Below are 20,572 nucleotides of genomic sequence, written 5' to 3'. Positions count from 1 at the left end.
GCCGGGACCCCGACACGAGCGAGGCTTCTCCGAATGTCCGTGAACCTGAACAAGGGCCAGCAGATCAGCCTGAGCAAGTCCGACGGCGGCACGCTCAGCACGGTACGCATGGGGCTGGGCTGGCAGGCGGCCCAGCGCAAGGGCTTCTTCGCGAAGCTGGCCGGCGCCCGGGAGATCGACCTGGACGCCTCGGCGGTGCTCTTCGCCGCGGGGCAGGGCGTCGACGTCGTCTTCTTCCAGCACCTGACCAGCAACGACGGTTCGGTCCAGCACAGCGGGGACAACCTCGTCGGCGGCACGGGCCAGGGCGACGACGAGTCCATCGCGGTCGATCTGCGGCGGGTTCCGGCCAATGTCGACCAGATCTTCTTCACGGTGAACTCCTTCACCGGCCAGACCTTCGAAGAGGTGCAGAACGCCTACTGCCGCCTCATCGACGAGTCCACCGGGGAGGAGCTGGCCCGCTACACGCTCACCGGCGGCGGCCGGCACACCGCCCAGATCATGGCCAAGGTGTACCGCTCCGGCACCACCTGGCAGATGACCGCCCTCGGCGAGCCCGCCACCGGCCGCACCTTCCAGGACCTGATGCCGTCCATCAGCCGCCTGCTCTGACCTGCCCGGTGGGGGCCGCGCGAGGCCCCCACCGTCCGCACGCCACCCGCACCGCGCCTCACTCCACCCATCTATACACCGAATGTATACGTGCCATGTATAGTCCCCGGCATCCGGCGAACCCGCCTCACGTTGGAGAACACCACATGGCTTCGAAGAAGAACCTGGTCGCCAACCGCGCCGCCCTCGCCCACAAGGTGCGCTACGCCGTCGGCCATCCGCAACGCATCGCCCCGTACGTCAAGCGGGCGGCCCGGGACCGCTGGCTGGCCTTCAAGCACCCCGACCACGTCGGCTACTACCGGGCGGTCATGGCGTCCGACACCCGGCGCAACCCCGAGGCCGCCGTCGGCAGCCAGACCCACGACCGCTGGCTCGCGCTCGGCCGCATGCAGTTCGACTACCTCCGCGAGCACGGGCTGAAGCCGGAGTCCCGCATGCTCGACATCGGCTGCGGCAACCTCCGCGCCGGCTGGCACTTCATCGAGTACCTCGACGCCGGCAACTACTACGGCATCGACATCTCCCCCGACATCCTCGTCGCCGCCAAGCAGACACTGACCACGCAGGGCCTCCAGGCCAAGCTCCCGCACCTGACCATCACGCAGAACCTGACCCTGGACTTCCTGCCCGACGCGCACTTCGACGTCGTGCACGCCCACAGCGTCTTCTCGCACTCGCCGATAGAGGTCATCGACGAATGCCTGGCACACGTGGGACGGGTGCTCGCCCCCGGCGGCTTCTTCGACTTCACCTTCGACCGCACCACCGGGGCCGAACACCACGTCCTGCGCGAGGACTTCTACTACCGCACCGAGACCCTCGTCGACCTCGCCGCACGGCACGGCCTCACGGCCCGCTTCATGGACGACTGGGAGACCCGCCGGCACGGCCAGTCCAAGATCCGCGTCACCGCGTCCTGACGGGCCCGCGGCGCTGTCCAAGCCTGCCCTTGCCCCCGTTGGCATACCGCCGCACCATCGGCACTCCGCGCGGCTCGCGGGGTCGCGGGCCGTTCCGGCAGGCTGTGGTGGTGCACTGGTTCCGGAGCTAGGTCCGGGCAGGAATATCCAGCTGTTCCGAGTGGTCCCATGCAAAGGTGTGATCCGGTTCCAGCCGGGCACTGCCCCAGTGGACGGCGTGTATGCCGCCCTCCGGATCGGCCGTGAAGAACACGGACACCAGCCGGGCCGTCCGCCCCAGCTCCTCGAACGCCTCGTGCAGTTGCTCGTACTCCTCGCTGGTCAGTTCCTCGTCCAACGGGAACAGCCCCTCCTGCCCCTCAGGGCCGTGCGCGTGGTACAGCCGCTGCCGGGTCATGGAGGCGTGGGGCATCCGCGCCCGGCCCAGCGGAAGCGGCCGGTCCGCGTACTTGTACGGGAACAGCACGTGGTCGTTGAGCACGGCGTACGTGTATCCGTGCAGCTCGCGGGCGTCCCCGCCCAGGGCCTGAGCGCCCTCGGCAAGCTCTTCGCGCGCGGCCTCCAGCAGGGTCCGCCCGTACGGGCCGCGCCGCTTCAGCCCCGCCCCGAGATGCGCGGCGAGGGCCCGCTCGTGGGCCCGGAGCAGCCGCTCAGGTACGGCCGCGGCGAGAGGGGCAGCGGCTTCGCCGAAACAGCGCCGGGCCCATGACGAGGGCACGGAGCCGCCGTGCTCCCCACCACTGCCACCCCGGCCGTCTCCCCGCTGCCCCCCGCCGTCGTGACCCCGTGCACCGCCCTGGCTCCGCGCGTACGACATGGCACGTCCCTCCCCCATCGGCTCACCGTTCCCGCCACTTCCTGTTTGGCATATGCCGAGACGTCCGACAAGGGCGCGCATCAGGCGCACGACCGGTCAGCGAGCGCGGTACCGCGCCCATACCGTCTTCCCCGGCGCCCCGGTGCGCGGCCGCATCCCCCAGGCGTCGGACAGCGCCGTGACCAGGAGCAGCCCCCGACCGGACTCGGCGTCCGCGGGGGCCTCGGCCACACCGCCGACGACCGGGGCGACCGGATCGGGCATCCGCTCACCGCGGGTATCGGTCACCTCGACACGCAGCCTGTTGCCGCACTCTTCGGTGAGCCGAAGGTGGAAGTCCCTCCCCGGTACGTGTCCGTGCCGCACGGCGTTCGCTGCCAGCTCGGCGGCGATGAGGGTCACCACCTCGTTGGCCGTCGAGTCGTACGGGTGCCCCCAGTCGTCGAGCCGGTGCGAGACGAGCCGCCGTGCGAGGCGTGCGCCTCGAGGAGTGGAGGTGAACCGCATACCGAAGTCACGCTCGCCGGCTGCGGGTTGCTGTCCCGCTGTCACGTAAGGAGGAATCGCTCCGTTCATGCGGAAGACCCTCCCGGCGTGTGCGTACGGTGACCAGCAGGGACGCGCCGACGGGCACGGGTTGTACGCGTCGGCGCAGGTCTTGTACGCGGCACGACGCGTGCCTCGACGCGGAGCGTGGCGTTGGGGCGTACGAGTGCGGGATGCGGCAGCGGTGCGGGAGGTACCGGCACATGGACGATCGGCAGCCGTCCGGGCAAGAGGACGGAGGCGAGCACGAGTACGGACCCGGCTCAGGCACGCTGCACGTCTTCGGGCAGCAGCTCAAACTGTGCCGTCTGCGTGCGGGGATGGAGCGGTCCCGGCTCGGAGCGCTGACGGGGTACTCCGCGTCCACGATCGCCTCGTTCGAGCAGGGCCGCCGCATCCCGCCGCCGAAGTTCATCGACACGGTGGACGACGTACTGGACGCGGGCGGCGTACTGAAGGCCGGCAAGGAGGAGATCGCGCGGGCGCAGTACCCGGCGTTCTTCCGCGATGCGGCGCGGTTGGAGGCGAGAGCGGTTGCCCTCCATGTGTACGCGACCAAGGCCGTTCCTGGCCTGCTTCAGACGGAGGAATACGCGCGTGCGGTGTTCGCCATGTGGCGACCGCTGCTCGACGAGGCAACCGTGGCCCAGCGGGTCGCGGCGCGGCTGGCACGCCAAGAGATCTTCTCCCGCTTGCCGCTGCCCACCATCAGCTTTGTCGTTGAGGAGTTCGTATTGCGGCGTCCTCTGGGGGGACGTTCTGTTATGCGGGGACAACTGGAACAGGTCCTGATGCATGGGCATCGCCGCAACGTCGAAATCCAGGTCATGCCGATCGAGCGTGAAGAGCACGCTGGGCTCGAAGGTCCCTTCACCTTGATCGAGACGGGGGAAGGGCAGAGGATCGCGTACGTGGAGGCCTACAAGGACAGCCGCCTCTACACCGATCGGACGTCGGTCCGGGAGATCGAGGAGCAGTACGGCATCCTCCGGGCACAGGCGCTCCCACCCCGCGAATCGCTGGCCTTCGTCGAGAACTTGCTGGGAGAAGCATGAACGTCAAAGAGACCGGACAGTCGGCACGGCGCGAGTCGGCCTGGTGCAAGAGCAGCTACAGCACCGGCTCGGGCGGCGAATGCGTAGAGGTGGCGCAGAGCGCGGACATGGTCCGCATCCGTGATTCGAAGGACGAGGCGGGGCCTGTGTTGTCCATAGCCCCGGCCGGATGGGCGGCCTTCGTGGAGTTCGCGGCGCGGGGCTGACCGCGCACCGCACAGCGGGCGGCGCCCCGCCTCCGGCAATGATCCGGTGGCGGGGCGCCGCGTTCGTGCGCGTCAGGACTTCTTGACCGGCCTGCGGTCCTGCGGCCGCTGGAGGTCCTTGAAGTCGTCGAAGAACCCGTACCCGTGGGCCGGCAGGCCGCCGCCCGGGTTCTCGACGGTGCGGTTGGCGTAGAGGCTGTTCAGCAGCCAGGGCTGCTTGTCCGGCCCGAAGTTCTCCGTCATGGCCCTGGCCTGGGTGACGCCGTACGTGGCCACGGCGAGGCGCCCGGTGTCCCGGAAGCGGCGCACCTGGTTCTGCAGGAAGTGCTTGTGGTTCTCGAACCAGGGGCTCATGGCGAGGAAGTCCCTCCACTGGTCCGCCGGTACGGGGTGTTCGATGGCCTGCTTGATCACCTGCCACACGCGGGTGTCCTGCGGCAGGCCGTAGCGGCGCGCGTACGGGGCGGGCACAACGTCCTTCATGTGCTGCTCCCACAGCTTCACCAGGGAGAACTCGGTGACCAGGAACTTCTGCTCCTTGCGCATCCGGGGCAGCACATAGTCGAGGTACGCCTGCACGTTCTCGGGCCCGGCCACGTGGGGGTGGATGTCCACTCCCTCGATCTCCGGGGTGTCGCGCGTGTAGGACAGCCAGCGCTCGGTGGCCTTCGTCCGCTTGTCCGGCTGGTCGAGGAAGTTGAGCGCACCCATGTAGAGGTGCGTCCGGCAGCCCTTGGGGAAGTGCTTCTTGCGGTACGCGATGACGTGCGCGGCGACCTTCTCGTAGAACGCGTTGAGCGCGCCCGAGTCGCGGTCCGGCTGAAGACTCTCGATGAACGGCTCGTTGCCGATGGCCAGCACGTCGACGGAGTCGAGGACGGCGTGCAGGACCTTGTCGACCCGGTCCAGCTCCGCGGCCATGGCCGGGGAGTCCGGCCGCGGCAGGGGCCGGTTGTTGTACGGGAACTTCAGGGAGAGCACTGTGCCGTACTTCTGCCGGTGGGCGTCCAGCAGCTTCTTGACGGCGCGCTGCTGGGAGGCGTCGTCCTCGACCTCGGGCATCGGGACGAAGCCCCGGAGCCAGCTCGCGGAGAGCTCGCTCAGCTCGTCGAACGTCACGCTGTCGGGGTCCTCGTTGAAGTTCGCCCCCAGGATGCCGGCCGGGCCGCCGGCGCCTCCCCCTGCGGCGGCCTTCCCGGTGACGTCGCTGCCGGCGACGTCACGGCCTTCCTTCCCCGCGGACTGTTTTTCACCCGACGAGCACCCCGCGACCACAAGAGCCCCGCCCGCCAGTGCCAGAAGACGCCGCCGCGTAACCAAACCCCACTCGCTTTCCTGCTGGTGCATGCGATCCGGCCACGGCGTCCCGTCCGGCCGCCGCGGCCCCAGTGGCCACCGTAGGCCCCTGACCGGTCGCCCGCCCCGCCCGGCCGCTCCGCCGGACACACTCTGCCCTCAAGTACATCCGTGCCCGCCGGTCGGGTAAGGACCGGCGGGCACAGGAGCGGCGGAACCGTAGGGCTTTCCCGGAAGCGCGGGTTTCTTCCGGAATTGTGGGGCTATTCGTCCTTCCGCTCGTGGTGCCGCGGCAGGCGGCCGTGCCGGAGACCGATCCAGACGTCGCGGGCGCGGCGGCCCGCGCGGGTACGGCTGCGGGCGACCAGCTGGCGGGCCTGAAGTTCGTCCTCGACCATGTGCGAGGAGCCGCGCAGCGGCTTGCCCGCCGTTTCGTGCAGGAAGAACGCCGAGATGACGCCGATGACGCCCGCCGCCATCAAGTAGTAAGCGGGCACCATCTTGTCGCCCGTGGACTCCACCAGCGCCGAGGCGACCAGCGGGGTCGTACCGCCGAAGATCGAGACGGAGACGTTGAAGGCGACGGAGAGACCGCCGTACCGCAGGTGCGTGGGGAAGAGCGCGGGCAGGGTGGACGCGCTCGTCCCCGCGAAGCAGACGAGCAGCAGGCCGAGGATGACGCAGCCCAGGGCCGGGAACAGGATGCCGCCCTGCTTGATGAGCAGGAACGCCGGGATGGCCAGGACCACCATCGCCGCGCCCGCCCACAGGAACATCGGCCGGCGTCCGAAACGGTCCGAGTACCGTCCGACGGTGGTGATCGTCAGGACGACCAGGACCATCGTGCCGAGGACGAGCAGCTGGGCGGTCAGGCTCGGTTCGCCGAGGGTGCTGGTCATGTAGGTGGGCAGGTAGGAGGTGACCATGTAGTTGGTCACGTTGTAGAGCAGCACCAGGCCCATGCAGATGAGCATGGCCTCCCAGTGGTGGGTGAACAGCTCCTTCAGACGGCCCTTGCCGGACATCCGGGCCTGTTCGACCGGGTCCTCGTCCGGGGAGCCGCCCTGCTCGGCCGCCGCCTTGTGCTTGGCCTCGACCTCCTGGAAGGCCGGGGTCTCCTCCAGCTTCATCCGCATGTAGAGGCCGATCAGGCCGAGCGGCCCGGCGACGTAGAAGGGGATGCGCCAGCCCCAGGAGAGCATCTGCTCGTCGCTGAGCACGGCGGTCAGGACGGTGACGAGGCTGGAGCCGAGCGAGTAGCCGACGAACGTGCCGAAGTCGAGCCAGCTGCCGAGGAAGCCGCGCTTGCGGTCGGGTGAGTACTCCGCGATGTACGTCGTGGCGCCCGCGTACTCGCCGCCGGTCGAGAAGCCCTGCACCAGTCGGCAGAGGAGAAGCAGTATCGGGGCGGCCAGCCCGATGGCGCTGTAACTCGGCAGGAAACCCACCGCGAAGGTGCTGATCGCCATCATGATCATGGTGGCGGCGAGCACCCGCTGCCGGCCGATGCGGTCACCCAGCGGCCCGAAGACCAGGCCGCCGAGCGGCCGCACCAGGAAGGCCGCGGCGAACGTGGCGAAGGTGGAGATGACCTGCGCGCCGGGCGAGCTGGAGGGAAAGAAGACCTTGCCGAGGGTGGACGCGACATAGGCGTAGACGCCGAAGTCGAACCACTCCATGGTGTTGCCCAGCGCCGCGGCCGAAACGGCCCGTCTGACCTGGGGTTTGTCGACGACGGTGACGTCCTCGGGATCCACCGAGTTCTTGCGTCGGCGGAGCAGCGTGCGCACCATGCGCTCGGTCCGTACGCTGCCCGATCCGTACCCGGCGGACTGCGTTCCCTTGCGCGCTTGCCTGGATCGTTCGTTCTGCCCGTGTTTCATGGCTCCGCGTACTCGTCGTCGGGTCGGGTGGCGTGGGCGGGTGCCGTCCGGAGCGTGGATGATCGCAGCGACTGGCACGCTTTCGTCATCCTATTGCCGTTTTGCCCCACTGGGCACAGTTTGCCAGCTCGCGTGCCGTGCGTACCGTAAGCTCCCACCGGCCCCCGTCTACCCACATGTACGCGGGCAAACGACCTTGGTTGCGATCGAGGGGTCCGGACGCACCGTCACCCGATCGGGCGCGGGGCCCCGGGCGCGCCCCGCGGCGCTCGCGGGTCAGCCGCGGAAGACGGCCGGGGTCACCCCGTACACCCGCTGGAACCAGCGGGTGAAGTGGGGCTGGTCGGCGAAGCCGGCGGCGGCCGCGGCGTCGGCCGGGGTCGCACCCGCTCGCAGCAGCGAACGGGCCCGGCGCAGGCGCAGTTGGCGCTGGTAGTCGCTGGGGGCGAGGCCGTATTCGGTGCGGAAGGCGCGGTAGAGCGCGAACCGGCTGCAGCCGGCGGCCGCCGCCAGCCGCTCGGCGGGCACGGGGTCCAGGTACCGCTCGTCCAGGAACGCGCGCGCCCGGCGGGCCGCCTGGCGCCGTGCCCGGTCGGCCGGCGTACGGACGGCGAACGCGGCGGGCCGGGTCGCGGTGGTGCCGCGGCGGGTCATCGCGATGACGGCCGCGGTCAGCCGCTCGTCGCGGACGAGCGGATCGGTGGTGCCGGCCAGCGCGGCGTGCAGCCGGGCGAGCGCGTCCGCGAGCTGCGGGTCCGTCAGCACGGGGTGCGGGAAGAGCGGGAGGGCGCCGGACCGGCCGTCGGTGGCGTCGGCGAGCACGTCGCTCACCACGGCGGGGCCGAGGTGCACGATGCGGTACTGGTAGCCCAGCTCGGCCGCGGCCCGGCCGTCGTGCACCTCGTCCGGGTTGAACGCCATCACCATCCCGGCGCCGCTTGTGTGGGCCCCGCCCCGGCAGCGGAAGCGCTGCGCACCGGCGTCGGTGATGCCGAACGAGTACGTGTCGTGGCTGTGCGGCGGGTAGACGTGGTCGCGGAAGTGCGCGTGCATCGCCTCCACGGGACGGGTGCCGTCCCGCCAGTACCGCACCCAGCCGCCGCGCGTCGCCATGGCCGCATTATGACCCGTGACCGGCGCGGCGGGGCCGCCCGGCCGGATCGGCCGCCGGGCGCGCACCAGCGTTCAAGACGGGGCCGGGTGCCGGGCGCCAGAGTCGGGGCATGCCAGCGAAGAAGGGCGTGCACAGCCCGTATCTGATGTTGTCGGTGACGATGGTGCTGTGGGGCAGCGCCTTCGCCAGTTCCAAGTCGGTGGTGGCGTACGTACCGCACTCCGTCGCCGCGTTGCTGCGCTTCGGCGGTGCCGCGCTCGCCCTGCTGGTGGCGCTGTACTTCTTGGGTGACCGGCGGGCGGCGCCGAAGGGCGCGGGCCGACGCGCCGCGCTGGCGGGCGTCCTCGGGGTCTTCGCCTACAACAGCGCGTTCTTCTGGGGGCTTTCGCTCGCGCCCTCGCTCGACGCCGGAATTCTCATCCCCGTCATGAGCCCGGTACTCACCAGCCTGTTCCTGCTGGTCACCAAGCGCGAACGGGCCTCGTGGGCGCGGCTGGCGGGGCTGGCGCTCGGGCTCACCGGAGCGGTGGTCTTCTTCCTCGGCGCGGGCGGCAGCGACCGGGGAAGCCCGTCACGGCTCGCGGGGGACGCACTGTTCCTGCTCAGTGCGGCGTGCTGGGCCGCGTACACGCTCGCGGGGCCGCGGGTACTCGCCGGCGTCGACCCACTGCGCGCCACGACGTACGCCACCTGCGCGGGCGCCGTGCTGCTGGGACTGGTCGCCGCGCCCGCCGTGCCGGACGTGCGCTGGGCCGAACTGCCGCCGGGCGTCTGGCTGAACGCGCTGTACCTGGCCCTGGGCGCAGCCGCCGTCGCCAACCTCCTCTACTACCGCGGCGTGGGCGCGGTGGGCCCCGCCTCCGCCTCGCTGATGATGTTCACCGTCCCGGTGGTCAACACCCTCTGCGGCACCCTCTTCCTGGACGAGTCCTTCGCCCCGGCACAGGCCGCGGGCGCGGCGGTCCTGCTCTGCGGCGCCGTACTCGCCGCGACCCAGGGCCGATTGCCGTGGCGCCGGACATCCACGCCGACGTCCCTGGAGCGCGCCCCCTCCGAGCAGCCGGCGGCTACGCGTCTCCCCCGGTCAAGTGAGTGATCTCGGTGGTGACACGGGTGGCGTACGGGTGGAGTCGGGGGCGGAGGTCGGGCCAGTGGTCGGGGGTGCGGCCCAGGTAGACGTCGCGGGCGCGGGTGGGTACGGGGTGGTGTTCCGGGGGGAGGCGGGTCAGGGCCCAGTCGGCTGCCGCGTCCTTGGTGGTGAGGGTGCCGGTGGCGAGCGTATGCCAGATGCGGGCCAGGGTCAGGACGACGTTGCGGGTGTCCTGTTCGAGGTCGGCCAGGAGTTCCGGTACGCCGGCGACCAGCGCGCGGCGGAGGTCGGCGGGCGGGACCGGGGCGAGTACGCGGGCCGGCGGTGGGCCGGTGAGCGGTGTGTTGCCCTGGAGCGCCATCGTGATCAGCGGCGCGAGGTCGGGGCTCGGTGCCGGCCGCGGTAGCAGGCCGCGCGCGAACTCGGCGCGCAGCCACTCGCCGTACTGGAAATCGCAGCGGGGCGGGTAGCGCCAGGGACGGATGTCGCCCTGCGCGACAACGGTGAGTTCGACGGGCCGCAAGGGGCCGGGCTCATCGGTCGGCGCTGAGATCGCCCGCAGGCCGTCGGTCAGGGCCCGCCGTTCCGGCGGCGTCATGCGGCGCCGCGACACGACGAGCAGGTCGAGATCGCTGTACGGCCGCGTGCGGCCAAGCACGGCGGAACCGTGCAGGTAGATTCCCACGACGGCGTCCGCGCCGAGCACTTCGCGCACCAGGCGCACGGTGTCGTCCGTCTGCGTCATCGCCGCTTCCCCGCCTTCCTCGTGCGTCGGTGCCTGGGTGCCGGGACGACTGGGAGCGGATCCCGGGGGCACACGTCATGGCACAAGCCGGGCGACGGGAGATCGAGCATGGAAGCTTCAAGCATCATCGGCGCCATCGTGATCGGCATTGTCATCGGTGCCCTGGGCAGGCTCGTCGTCCCCGGGCGCCAGCACATCGGCATTCTCTGGACGATGCTGATCGGCATCGTCGCGGCGTTCGTCGGCGCGTGGATCGCGATGGGTCTCGGCGTCGCCGACACCAGGGGCGTCGACTGGATCGAGTGGGGCATCCAGGTCGCCGTGGCGGCCCTCGGCGTCATGGCCATGGAACGCGTCCTGGTACGCCGCTGAATTCTGCCGCGTACGCCGCCGACCCTTGCGCGTACGCCGCTGACCCTGCCGCCTGTGGGTCCCGAGCGGGGCCCACAGGCCGTTCGCGACCAGGGCACACAGGCCGTTCAGGCCGTTCATCGGCCACCCGTGCTCGCTCCTCAGGCCCGCCGCTCACAGGCCGAATTCCCGCGGCGCCAGCCCCAGCGTCCGGCACGCCTCGCGCACGACGGCCTGCTCGCTCTCGACGAACTCGCCGTCGGCCACGCCGATGACGATGCCGATCTGTACGACGGCCCGGGCCTCGGACGGCTTCTTCACCCTGGCCACCTCGTGCAGCACGGCGGCCGTGCCCGCGCGGAAGTCGGGGGTCAGCCGGTCGAGGTTCTCCTCGAAGCGGCGCTGGAGGTCGTCCGCCGCGAAGTTCTGCAGCACCTCGTTGGTGGCGATCAGTTGCGCGACCCGGCGCCGCTCCGCCGGGTCGATGATGCCGTCGGCTGCGGCGACCAGCGCGCACATGGCCATGCTCGCGTCACGGAACGCACCGCTCCGCAGCTCGTTCTTGCGCGCCACGAGCTGCGCCTGCATGGCCGACACCGACCCCTTGAGCCGGTCCCACACCGTGTGGCGCCCGCCCGCCGTACGGCCACCGCCGGGTACGTGCCCGTCCGCGCGGCCCTGCCCGTCCCCCGGGCCCGTGGGCGGTAGCCGGCAGTGGTCGAGGTAGTCGTGCAGCACCGACAGCCGGTGGTCCACCGCGGGGCTGTCGATCCGGTAGTAGATCTGCTTGCCCTCCTTGCGGGCTTCGACCAGCCCGCCGCGGTGCAGCAGACGCAGGTGCTCGGAGGCTGTGGAGGGCCGCAGCCCGCTGCGTTCGGCGATCTCGCCCGCGGTGAGTTCGCCGACGCCGGAGAACTGGGCCAGCATCTGCTGCCGGGTGTCGCTCGCGAGTGCCTTGAGGAAGACCGCCGTCGCCTCGTCCATCGCCGCCTCCTCATGGTCGCGTGGGAAAGTTCACCTTCTCATGGGGGCGGGGGCGTCTCCGGCCCGGCTTCGGGCCGCAGACGCCCCCGCGGGAAGGCCCGGGGCGACCGGTCCACCCGGCCGGTCCACGCAGCCCGCCACGCGGGCACCCCCACCGTTAACTTCTACAGTGCTGTAGATTTTACTGACACCCCGCAGACCACCAACAAGCACCACCAACACACCATCAGCAGACCACCAGCGGAGGAGAACGACGTGGCAATTTCCCTGGCCAAGGGCGGCAATGTCTCACTCAGCAAGGAAGCACCGGGGCTGACCGCGGTCGTCATCGGCCTGGGCTGGGACGTGCGCACCACCACGGGCACCGACCACGACCTGGACGCCAGCGCCCTGTTGTGCGACACGTCCGGCAAGGTCGGCTCCGACCAGCACTTCGTCTTCTACAACAACCTCAAGAGCCCGGACGGCTCGGTCGAGCACACCGGTGACAACCTCACCGGCGAGGGCGAGGGCGACGACGAGCAGATCAAGGTGAACCTCGCCGCCGTCCCCGCCGACGTGGCGAGCGTCGTCTTCCCGGTCTCCATCCACGACGCCGAGGCCCGCGCGCAGAACTTCGGCCAGGTGCGCAACGCCTACATCCGGGTGGTCAACCAGGCCGACGGCCAGGAGATCGCCCGTTACGACCTCAGCGAGGACGCCGCCACGGAGACCGCGATGGTCTTCGGCGAGCTGTACCGGCACGGCGCGGAGTGGAAGTTCCGCGCCGTCGGCCAGGGGTACGCCTCCGGTCTCGCCGGTATCGCCGCCGATTTCGGCGTCAACGTCTGAGATCCAAGGGGGAGTTGAGTACGCCTCAGGGCCGGACCGGCGCAGGGTCGAAGGCCGTCACCGGGAGTGGTTCGCCGTCGTAGCGTTCGATGCCGACGAGGGTGGTGCCGGACGTCGGGCCCTGCGCGAGGCGGGAGGTGCCGAGGTCACGGGTGAGCACGTTGGGGTTGCCGTGCTTGTCCAGGCTGCCGGCGGTCCGCGCGTCGGCCGGGTCGTACCAGGCGCCGGTCGGCAGGGCGAGGACGCCGGGCCGGATGTCGTCGGAGAGTGCGGCACCGGCCAGGCACGCGCCACGGTCGTTGAAGAGGCGCACCACGTCGCCGTCGCTGATCCCGTGGGCCGCCGCGTCCTGGCGGTTGACCGTCACGGGTTCGCGCTCGTGGATCTTGCCTGACCTGCTGTGCGCACCGTGGTCGTACTGGCTGTGCAGTCGGTTCGCCGGCTGCGGCGAGATGAGGTCGAAGGGGCGGCGCCGCCGGGCGTCGCCCCGCCATTCGCGGGGCTCCAGCCACACCGGGTGGCCGGGGCAGTCGTCGTAGCCGAAGCCGGCGACCGTCCGGGAGAAGACCTCGATGCGGCCCGACGGCGTGGCGAGCGGATGGGCGTGGGGGTCCTCGCGCAGCAGCTGGAACTGGTTCGGCCCGTCGGGCACCGGCGGCGTGACGACATGACCGTCCGCACTGCTCCGGCCCCGGCCCCGGCGCGTGCCCGGGTCCCGGCCCGCCGCCCAGAAATCCGCGAAGGCCGGCAGGTCCACGCCCGTCTCCGCCAGCCGGGCACGGGTGCGCTCGTACAGTTCCTCGACCCACTCGTCGGCGGTCCGCCCCTCGGTGAACTCCTTCTCCAGCCCCAGTTTCCGGGCGATCTCGCTGAACGCGTCGTAGTCGGTACGGCTCTGCCCCGGGGGCTCGGCCGCCCGGTGCATCGCGGAGAGCGACAGGTCGGTCTTGCCGGCGGCGAAGTCGTTGCGTTCCAGCATGGTCGCGGCGGGCAGGACGATGTCGCAGTGCCGGGCGAGCGGATTCCACCAGGGCTCGTGGCAGATGACGGTTTCCGGCCGCTGCCACGCGCGGACCAGCCGGTTCAGGTCCTGGTGGTGGTGGAAGGGGTTCCCGCCCGCCCAGTAGACGAGGCGGATGTCCGGGTAGCGCAGCCGGCGGCCGTCGTAGTCGAAAAGCTCTCCGGGGTGCAGCAGCATGTCGGCGACGCGCGCGACCGGGATGAACGTCCCGACCGCGTTGTGCCCCTGCGGCAGCGACGCGATGGCGTGGCGCTCGCGCTCCACACCGGTCTGCGAGATGCCCAGCGCGGCCGCGAAGCCGCCGCCCGGGCGCCCCATCGAACCGGAGAGGGCCGCCAGCACGACGGCCGTCCAGTACGGCTGCTCGCCGTGGTCCTGCCGCTGCACCGAAAAACTGACGTTGATGACGGTCCGGTGGCGGCCGATCCGCCGGGCCAGGCCGACGATGGTCGCGGGGTCGACCCCGGTGAGCTCCGCGGCCCAGGCCGGGTCCTTGACGACGCCGTCGCTCCGGCCCAGGACGTACCGCTCGAAGACCTCGAAGCCCGTGCAGCAGCGCACCATGAAGTCCGTGTCGTACCGCCCCTCCGTGATCAGTACGTGGGCCAGCGCGAGCATCAGCGGGACGTCGGTGTTGGGCCGCAGCGGCACCCAGTCCGCGCCGAGTGCCTCGTGCGCGTCCGCCCGCCACGGCGAGACGTTCACGAACGCCACGCCGTTGTCCCGGCACCGCCACTGCCAGTCCACCGCCTGGTGGCGGCCGACCCCGCCGGAGTTGGCCTGGGCGTTCTTGGCGGCCAGGCCGCCGAAGGAGACGACCAGCTCGCCGTGGTCGGCGATCTCCCGCCACAGCGGGTTCTGCGCGACGGCGTTCCACGGCCCGCCGCCGATCACATGCGGCATGACCGCCTCCATCGCCGCGGCGCTGTACGACCCGACGGAGGAGGTGAAGCCGCCGAGCACGTTCAGGAAGCGGTGCACCTGGCTCTGCGCGTGGTGGAACCGCCCGGCGCTCCCCCAGCCGTACGACCCGCCGTAGATCGCCTCGTTGCCGTACGTCTCACGCACCCGGTCCAGCTCGGCGGCGATCAGGCTGCCCGCCTCGTCCCAGGAGACGGGGACGAAGGGCTCCGCGCCCCGGCCCCCGCCGTCGTACCGCGGCCCGTGCTCCAGCCAGCCCCGGCGCACCATCGGCTGGAGTATCCGGTTGCGCGCGTGGTGGGCGTCCGCCACGCCCCGCCCGATGGGCGAGGGCCGGGGGTCGTCCGCAGCGGGCTCCAGCTTGTCGATGCCGCCGTCACCGTCCGTGACGACCTCGTAGTTGCCCCAGTGGGTGGCCGTGGGAACGCGCCGGGGGGTGCCGGCGCCGGGGTTCGGGGTCGAGGTCACTGTGTCGCCTCACGTCCGTGCGGTGGTGCGGGGAGCGGGTCGGCAGGTCGGGATGGTGTGGACCGGGTGCCCGCCAATCGCGACGGGTATCAGCCGACCGAGCCGACACCCCCGAATGGCTGCATGCGGGCAGGGTGACCCGGGGTGACGACCACCGTGGCCAAAGGCCGCGCCTCGCCCCTCCACGGCCGGGGAGACGGCGCTTCCGGTGTGTCCGGCATCCCGGCACCCACGACGGCGCCGGCGCTGACGGAGGTCAGTCGTCCCGGTAAGGGCCTCGTCCGTGGTGGAACCGGTCGGCGATCCGCGGTTTTCGGCCCCTGGCTGTCCGTCCGGCGGGGCGTCCGGCTAAGCTGATCACTGGCCCGGATGCCGCATCCCCCGTCGGTATCCGGGCCCTTCGCATGCCATCAGGCGCTGCTGCCCATGCCGGCGGACAGCGCAGAGGGCCCCGGGCTGGTTCGCCCGGGGCCCTCTGCTGTGCGGGCTCGTCCTGCCCCACCCCCGTGGAGGCGGGACGAGCCCGGGTCAGTGGGGCCCGCTCATGTGGTGAAAGCGGGCGGCCGTACGGGCTCGGGCAGGAGCCGCGCGAGGTGCCCGGCCACGTCGAGGACCGTGCGGTCGGCCAGGTAGGGGCCGATGATCTGGACGGACAGAGGCAGCCCGTCGGCGGTCTTTCCGGCGGGGACGACGGCGGCCGGGAGCCTGACGTGGCCGGCCAGGTTCAGCCAGGTCGTCTGGGCGTAGTACGGGCGCTTCTCGCCGTCGACGGTGATGTACCGCTGCGGCACCGGGACGGCGGTCTGGTCCTCGACTGCCGCGGTCGGCGCCGCGGGCGTGATCAGCACGTCGTGGCGGGCGAAGTAGCCGGCCCAGCGGGCCCGCAGCTTTTCGCGCGCCTCGTCGGCGAGCAGCCAGTCCCGGTGCCGCATGGTCCGCGCCCGCAGGTAGGGGGCGTTCGGGTCGTCGGCGGGGGTCGTCCGCGCGGCCGCGACGTCGGCGGCGAACTCCTCGTCGGTGGCGGTCGCGCTCGCCGTGGCGTACATCAGGCGCTGGAACAGCTCGTCGCTGTCGGCGAGGTCCACAGGGCGGGTGGTGTCGTCGACGGTGGCGCCGGCGGTCCGTACGCGCTGCCCGACCGTGTCCAGCAGGGCCCGGGTCTCCTTGTCGACGGGGCAGTACGGGTCGTCCCGCCAGATGCCGATCCGGTAGTCGGCGAGGCGGCGGTGGCGCGGCGCCGGGAGATCGATCCGCCAGGCCGGGGCGTCGGCGGGGGCCGGCGCGGCGAGCACGTCCAGGAGCAGACCGAGGTCCTCGGGCGTACGGGCGAGGGGGCCGAGCGTGTTCATGTCGGAGCTGGTCAGCCAGCCGGGCGGGCGCGGGATGTGGCCGCGGGTGGGCACGATGCCGAAGCTGGTGCGCAGCGCGTACACACCGCAGTAGGCGGCCGGGAGGCGGAGGGACCCGGCGAGGTCCGAGCCGACTTCGAGCGCGGTGAGGCCGGCGGCGACGGCGGCGGCCGGGCCACCGGAGGAACCACCCGCGGTCCTGCTGCCGTCGTGGGGGTTCGCCGTTTTGCCGAAGACGGGGTTCGACGTCTGGATGTCCTGGCACAGGGCCGGCACGTTGGTCTTGCCGACGAGGACGGCGCCGGCCGCGCGCAGCCGGGCGACGGCGTCGGCGTCCCGGGCGGGCACGTGGTCGGCGAGGCCGGGCGAGCCGCAGGTGGTGCGCAGCCCCTTCGTCTCCAGCGCGTCCTTCACGGTGAGCGGCAGGCCGTGCAGCGGGCCGAGCGGCTTGCCGGTACGGGCCAGGTGGCGGTCGGCCCTGTCGGCGGCCGCGCGGGCACCGTCGGCGTCGAGGGTGACGATCGCGTTCAGGCCCGGGTTGGCCGTGGCGATGTGCCGGAGGTACTGCTCCAGCAGGTCCCGGCTGGTGGTCCTGCCCCGGCGCAGCGCGGTGAGCTGTGCGCGGGCGGGTGCCAGGTGCAGGGCGCGGCGGGCGGCCTTCCCGGTGCCGGAGCGCGGGCGGGCGGCCGCGGAGGAGGTCATGGCGGCCGTCGCGGCGGCGGCCGTGGCGAGCAGGCTGCGGCGGCGGATCACGGGCGGGCTCCCGGGGCGGCGCTGTGCGCGGCGGAAGCGGCGGCGGAGCCGTCGGCCGGCGGGGTGAAGTACGCGGCGACGCGCTGAAGGTGCGTCAGCTCGTCCTCGGTGGTGTCGAGGGGCAGTTCGGCGTCGGCGTACTCGGCCGGGGTGTCGACCGGTTCGTCGGCGCGGTGCCGGAGGAGTGCGTCGTGGATCTGGTCGGCGGTGACGGCCGCGGCGAGGCCGGCGCCGGTGAGACCCTCGGCGCCGCGCCGGGCCGTGGACTCCTCCCGTACGGCCGGGTCGAGGTAGCGGCGGAGCAGCTTCTGGCCCTGGCGGATCTCCACGCGGCGGCGGAGCAGCGGGAAGTGTGCGCTGCGGCCGCGCAGCAGGGCGGCGCGCTGCGGGGCCGGGCGGCGCAGGGTGATGCCGGGGTCGGCCTGGTCCAGCGCGGCCCACAGGTGGCGCAGGCGCCGGTAGTGGAGGTGCGCGGTGGTCCAGTCGCGGGCTGCGGCGGTCCGGCGGGCCAGTGTCGGGAGGAAGTATCCGATCTGGGTGGCGGTGGCGCCGATGTCGCCGCACGCCCAGGCGAACGGGTCCAGGTGCCGGACGTCGAAGCCGACTTCGGCCCCGACGACCGCGCCGATCCGGATGGTGCTGTATCCGAGGGTGATGATGGCGCCGACCGTGATGAGCCGCAGGCCCCACGCGATCGACGGGTTGCTCGCGGTGCGGGCGTACTTCCAGCAGGAGCGCGCCAGGTAGACCTCGGCGACGGTGTACGTGCCGAAGTACAGCAGCACGTACGCCTGGTAGAAGGGGTCGTGCGCGTAGTACGTCGCGAAGTCGGCGGGGCGGGTCGTCGCCGGGGTGAGCAGCGCGAACAGTACGGCCATGCCGGCGATGACGGCGGCGGCCGCGATGAGCAGGATCCGTCCGCGGCGGCGGGCCTCGGCCGCCGGCTTCGACCAGTACGCGAGGACGGTGGCCTGGAGCGCGAAGACGAGGATCACGCAGCTCTGGGCGAGCGGTACGGAGAAGTTGGTGATGCCGAGGACCCCGTCGATGCGCACCCATACCCAGGTGAGGGAGACGGCGTAGCTGATCGCGGAGAAGCCGTAGGTGAACGCCAGGGCGACCAGGGCGCGGTCGCGGCGGCTCCTGCCGAGGTCCCGCAGGAGGAAGAGGAACCCGGTACCGGCGATCGCCAGACACAGGGGGTGGAGTATGTCTTTCACAGCCTGATCCGTCAGCGCAGGAGGGTACGGGCGATGGGGTCGGCGTCCCGCGAAGTGCGGGAGGCCGCGGCACGCGAGACGCTCACGTGCTCCTGCAGCAGTGATCCGAGCATTTCGGCTTCGAACTCCTCGGGTTCGTTGTAGCGGGTCCGGCCCAGGACGAGCTGGACGATGCTGGGGTCGATGCCGGTGATCAGGCCGCCGAGGTTGCCGGTGTCGACCGGCGACTTGCCGCGGTGCCGCCTGAGCATGTGCGCGAACTCGTGGCCCACGATGACCTCGGCGTGCGCGCGGCTGATGCCGGTGTCGTAGAAGACGTAGTCCGTCGTTCCGGTGGCCAGCCACATGCCGCAGGGGGCCGAGGAGTCCAGGGAGTCCGGGTCGGACGGGTCCGGCGTGAAGGGCATGAGGCGGATCGACCGGCCGAACCGATTCTCCATGAACGGCACCAGGTCGAGGACGCTGTCCACGGGCGGCAGGTCCAGCTCCGCGACGAACTCGCGGTTGCGGCGCTCCACTTCGTCGCCCGCGCGGTCACGCCGCGCGCGGCCGCCTCGCCACATCGGCATCCTGGGGCCCGTCACGGCGAGCCCCTCTCGGGGTCGTCGGGCAGCCCTTCCAGCTCCCGGACGGCGTCGATCGCCTCCAGGACCTTGCGCTGGCTCCTGTCGGACAGCCCCATCGCGCGGAGGGCGATCTCCCGCACGCCGGCTTCGCTGAGCTTCCGCAGGAGTTCGAACTGGTCCGCGACCTTGCGCGTGATCTCGTCCTCGACGAAGTAGCCCGCCTCCACACCGAAGAACCGCGCGAGGAGCGGCACGAGGGTGATGGTGGGGGTGCGCTCCCCCTTGCGCAGCATGCCGAGGTAGGCACCGGTGAAGCTGTCGTCACCGTAGGACGAGATCGTCCGCGCCACGTGCGCGTTGCTGAACTCCTTGGCGCCCGGCGCGCGTACGCGGTCGAAGAGGAAGTTCAGCCGGTCGGCGAACGGAGCCCCGGGGGCGGGTACGGGAACCACGGGTTCCTCCCCCGGCGTCCCGGCATCGACTCTGTCATCCACTGCGGCCACGTGCTGCTCCCTCTCGATCGCCTTAAACTATAGTTGACGATCGAGAGTGCGGAAGCCCCCGTTCCCAGCCGTGAGCGAACCGAGACGTCAGCGGGCCCCACCGGCCCGGTGCCGACAGGCGGCACACGCCCGCGAGCCGCCCTCACCGGCGGCCTTCCCCAGGTGGGTCGCGACGGCCTGGAGCAGCGCGACGGCCACCAGCCTCGTCACGGGGTGCTCGACGGCCCGGCGCAGCGCCGCCGTGCGCGAGGTCATCGGCTTCCCCCCGCGTGGACGGTGAAGGCGGCAGTGCGGACCGTGCCCTCGTGCCGGAAGTCCAGGAAGAGCCGGTACGTGCCCTTGCTCGGCGCCGTCGCGGTGAAGGAGACCTCCGGTCCGGGCTTCGTCCGCCCGTCGCCCGGTTCACCGTTGGGGTGGACGTGCAGATACGCGAGGTCACCGGCGCGCAGGGCGACGAGGTGGCCGTAGGCGCCCAGGTAGGGCTGGAGGTCGCGGACCGGCTCGCCGTCCTTCGTCACACGCAGCGACAGCTCGCCGGCCTTGCCCGGTACGAGGTGCCCGTCGAGCCGGACGTCGTAGCCGTCGACGGTCGCGGTGGTGGTGTGTTCAGGCAGTTCGGTCCGCTCGGCGGAGCCGCTCACGGCGAGGTCCGAGCCGAGGGTCAGCCCCTCCTTCTCGCCCTTCGGCGTGAAGTCGGCGAAGACGCGGTACCCGCCGGCCTCGGGCAGCTCGACCGGCGTGGACCATGTGCCGTCCGCCGCGCGGATCGGGTGGAGGTGCCGGTACACGGTCAGGTCGCGCGAGGCGACGATGAGGTGCAGCTCCTTGCCGTGCTCCTGCTGGTACGCGGTCACCGGCCGGCCCGTGCCGTCCCGGACGATCGCGAAGCGCAGCTCGGCCGGGGCCCCGGCCTTGATGTCCGGCTTCTTGAGGTCCAGCGTGTAGCCGCGCTCGGCGACCTGGAGTCCGCCCGGCGTCGCCGCGCCGTGCCCGGTGGCCCCGCTCTCGGTGCCGCCCTCCCCGTGCCCGCCGTGCGCGCCGCCCTCCTTCTCCGGGCCCGCGGCGTGCTGCCCGTGCCGCGTACCGGTCTCAGCCACGACCGGGTCCACCGCGTTCCCGGCTCCGTATGCCGCACCGAACGTCGCGGCGAGCGCTGCGGCGAAGACGCCGACCTTCACTCCGGTGTGCATGGCGCACTCCCTCCTTCGGGGCCGCCCGGCGGGCGACCGACAAGCTCACCATACCCCTGGGGGGTATTACGTCAAGCGGGTCGAGCCCTTGCCACACATACCGGCAGGGGGTATACATGGAGCCA

General features: G+C 71.8%; 21 protein-coding genes and 1 pseudogene. 7 read left to right on the top strand and 15 right to left on the bottom strand.

Features of this window, described 5'->3' with window-relative positions:
• Positions 1–33: 33 nt before the first annotated feature.
• Positions 34–615: a TerD family protein gene (locus ACZ6WH_RS31125; RefSeq protein WP_469732499.1), complete on the top strand. Its 582-nt coding sequence runs from the start codon at positions 34–36 to the stop codon at positions 613–615.
• Positions 616–761: 146 nt separating this feature from the next.
• Positions 762–1,538, top strand: coding sequence for a class I SAM-dependent methyltransferase (locus ACZ6WH_RS31120; RefSeq protein WP_469732497.1), 777 nt, complete (start codon positions 762–764; stop codon positions 1,536–1,538).
• Positions 1,539–1,665: 127 nt separating this feature from the next.
• On the opposite strand, the gene ACZ6WH_RS31115 is transcribed toward ACZ6WH_RS31120, so the two are convergent.
• Positions 1,666–2,256, bottom strand: a complete 591-nt coding sequence (locus ACZ6WH_RS31115) for a hypothetical protein (RefSeq protein ID WP_469732495.1) — start codon at positions 2,254–2,256, stop codon at positions 1,666–1,668.
• A 195-nt stretch (positions 2,257–2,451) separates the two neighbouring features.
• A complete protein-coding gene (locus ACZ6WH_RS31110) occupies positions 2,452–2,931 on the bottom strand; it encodes an ATP-binding protein (protein ID WP_469732493.1) in 480 nt (159 codons plus the stop codon).
• A gap of 173 nt (positions 2,932–3,104) precedes the next feature.
• Between ACZ6WH_RS31110 and ACZ6WH_RS31105 the strand changes: the two genes are divergently transcribed.
• Positions 3,105–3,956, top strand: a complete 852-nt coding sequence (locus ACZ6WH_RS31105) for a helix-turn-helix domain-containing protein (protein WP_469732491.1) — start codon at positions 3,105–3,107, stop codon at positions 3,954–3,956.
• A complete protein-coding gene (locus ACZ6WH_RS31100) occupies positions 3,953–4,162 on the top strand; it encodes a DUF397 domain-containing protein (protein ID WP_469732489.1) in 210 nt (69 codons plus the stop codon). The genes ACZ6WH_RS31105 and ACZ6WH_RS31100 overlap by 4 nt, the downstream gene beginning before the upstream one ends.
• Before the next feature lie 72 nt (positions 4,163–4,234).
• Here the strand turns inward: ACZ6WH_RS31100 and ACZ6WH_RS31095 are convergent, their stop codons facing one another.
• The 3 genes from ACZ6WH_RS31095 to ACZ6WH_RS31085 form a co-directional block, all read right to left on the bottom strand.
• Positions 4,235–5,509: a hypothetical protein gene (locus ACZ6WH_RS31095; protein ID WP_469732487.1), complete on the bottom strand. Its 1,275-nt coding sequence runs from the start codon at positions 5,507–5,509 to the stop codon at positions 4,235–4,237.
• A 212-nt stretch (positions 5,510–5,721) separates the two neighbouring features.
• Positions 5,722–7,251 (bottom strand): glycine betaine/L-proline transporter ProP, encoded by a 1,530-nt coding sequence (proP, locus tag ACZ6WH_RS31090; RefSeq protein WP_469732485.1) that lies wholly within the window; start codon positions 7,249–7,251, stop codon positions 5,722–5,724.
• Between the two features lie 366 nt (positions 7,252–7,617).
• Positions 7,618–8,454: an AraC family ligand binding domain-containing protein gene (locus ACZ6WH_RS31085; RefSeq protein ID WP_469732484.1), complete on the bottom strand. Its 837-nt coding sequence runs from the start codon at positions 8,452–8,454 to the stop codon at positions 7,618–7,620.
• Positions 8,455–8,564: 110 nt separating this feature from the next.
• Between ACZ6WH_RS31085 and ACZ6WH_RS31080 the strand changes: the two genes are divergently transcribed.
• Positions 8,565–9,551, top strand: a complete 987-nt coding sequence (locus ACZ6WH_RS31080) for a DMT family transporter (RefSeq protein WP_469732482.1) — start codon at positions 8,565–8,567, stop codon at positions 9,549–9,551.
• Here the strand turns inward: ACZ6WH_RS31080 and ACZ6WH_RS31075 are convergent.
• On the bottom strand, positions 9,523–10,290 hold the full coding sequence (locus tag ACZ6WH_RS31075) for an aminoglycoside adenylyltransferase family protein (protein WP_469732480.1): 768 nt from the start codon (positions 10,288–10,290) through the stop codon (positions 9,523–9,525). The two genes, ACZ6WH_RS31080 and ACZ6WH_RS31075, sit on opposite strands and share 29 nt — an antisense overlap.
• Before the next feature lie 108 nt (positions 10,291–10,398).
• On the opposite strand from ACZ6WH_RS31075, the gene ACZ6WH_RS31070 reads away from it, so the two are divergent.
• Entirely contained in the window at positions 10,399–10,662 is a 264-nt protein-coding gene (locus tag ACZ6WH_RS31070) for a GlsB/YeaQ/YmgE family stress response membrane protein (protein WP_432860467.1), read from the top strand.
• A gap of 153 nt (positions 10,663–10,815) precedes the next feature.
• Here the strand turns inward: ACZ6WH_RS31070 and ACZ6WH_RS31065 are convergent, their stop codons facing one another.
• Positions 10,816–11,229, bottom strand: coding sequence for a tellurite resistance TerB family protein (locus ACZ6WH_RS31065; RefSeq protein WP_361561427.1), 414 nt, complete (start codon positions 11,227–11,229; stop codon positions 10,816–10,818).
• 171 nt (positions 11,230–11,400) lie between these two features.
• Positions 11,401–11,625: pseudogene (locus tag ACZ6WH_RS31060) on the bottom strand (ArsR/SmtB family transcription factor); the annotation flags it as partial.
• Positions 11,626–11,880: 255 nt separating this feature from the next.
• On the opposite strand from ACZ6WH_RS31060, the gene ACZ6WH_RS31055 reads away from it, so the two are divergent.
• On the top strand, positions 11,881–12,456 hold the full coding sequence (locus tag ACZ6WH_RS31055; protein ID WP_399712956.1) for a TerD family protein: 576 nt from the start codon (positions 11,881–11,883) through the stop codon (positions 12,454–12,456).
• 25 nt (positions 12,457–12,481) lie between these two features.
• On the opposite strand, the gene ACZ6WH_RS31050 is transcribed toward ACZ6WH_RS31055, so the two are convergent.
• The 7 genes from ACZ6WH_RS31050 to ACZ6WH_RS31020 all read right to left on the bottom strand — a co-directional run bounded on the left by ACZ6WH_RS31050 (position 12,482) and on the right by ACZ6WH_RS31020 (position 20,447).
• Positions 12,482–14,866, bottom strand: coding sequence for a molybdopterin-dependent oxidoreductase (locus ACZ6WH_RS31050; protein WP_469732478.1), 2,385 nt, complete (start codon positions 14,864–14,866; stop codon positions 12,482–12,484).
• 542 nt (positions 14,867–15,408) lie between these two features.
• Positions 15,409–16,968, bottom strand: a complete 1,560-nt coding sequence (locus ACZ6WH_RS31045; protein WP_469732476.1) for an amidase — start codon at positions 16,966–16,968, stop codon at positions 15,409–15,411.
• Entirely contained in the window at positions 16,965–18,188 is a 1,224-nt protein-coding gene (locus ACZ6WH_RS31040; RefSeq protein ID WP_469732474.1) for an MAB_1171c family putative transporter, read from the bottom strand. Before ACZ6WH_RS31040 ends, ACZ6WH_RS31045 begins: the two co-directional genes overlap by 4 nt.
• A gap of 11 nt (positions 18,189–18,199) precedes the next feature.
• The gene (locus ACZ6WH_RS31035) at positions 18,200–18,772 is read right to left on the bottom strand and encodes a hypothetical protein (RefSeq protein WP_469732472.1); all 573 of its coding nucleotides are present in this window, start codon (positions 18,770–18,772) and stop codon (positions 18,200–18,202) included.
• A complete protein-coding gene (locus ACZ6WH_RS31030) occupies positions 18,769–19,206 on the bottom strand; it encodes a hypothetical protein (protein ID WP_432860456.1) in 438 nt (145 codons plus the stop codon). Before ACZ6WH_RS31030 ends, ACZ6WH_RS31035 begins: the two co-directional genes overlap by 4 nt.
• Positions 19,207–19,344: 138 nt before the next feature.
• Positions 19,345–19,512, bottom strand: coding sequence for a hypothetical protein (locus tag ACZ6WH_RS31025; RefSeq protein ID WP_469732470.1), 168 nt, complete (start codon positions 19,510–19,512; stop codon positions 19,345–19,347).
• Complete coding sequence (locus tag ACZ6WH_RS31020; protein ID WP_469732468.1) at positions 19,509–20,447, bottom strand: hypothetical protein; 939 nt, start codon at positions 20,445–20,447, stop codon at positions 19,509–19,511. The genes ACZ6WH_RS31025 and ACZ6WH_RS31020 overlap by 4 nt, the downstream gene beginning before the upstream one ends.
• Positions 20,448–20,572: the final 125 nt, after the last annotated feature.

The organism is Streptomyces sp. NPDC050806 (assembly GCF_055586425.1).
The sequence above is the reverse complement of the archived record's forward strand: the minus strand, read 5'-3'. Positions and strand labels throughout refer to the sequence as shown.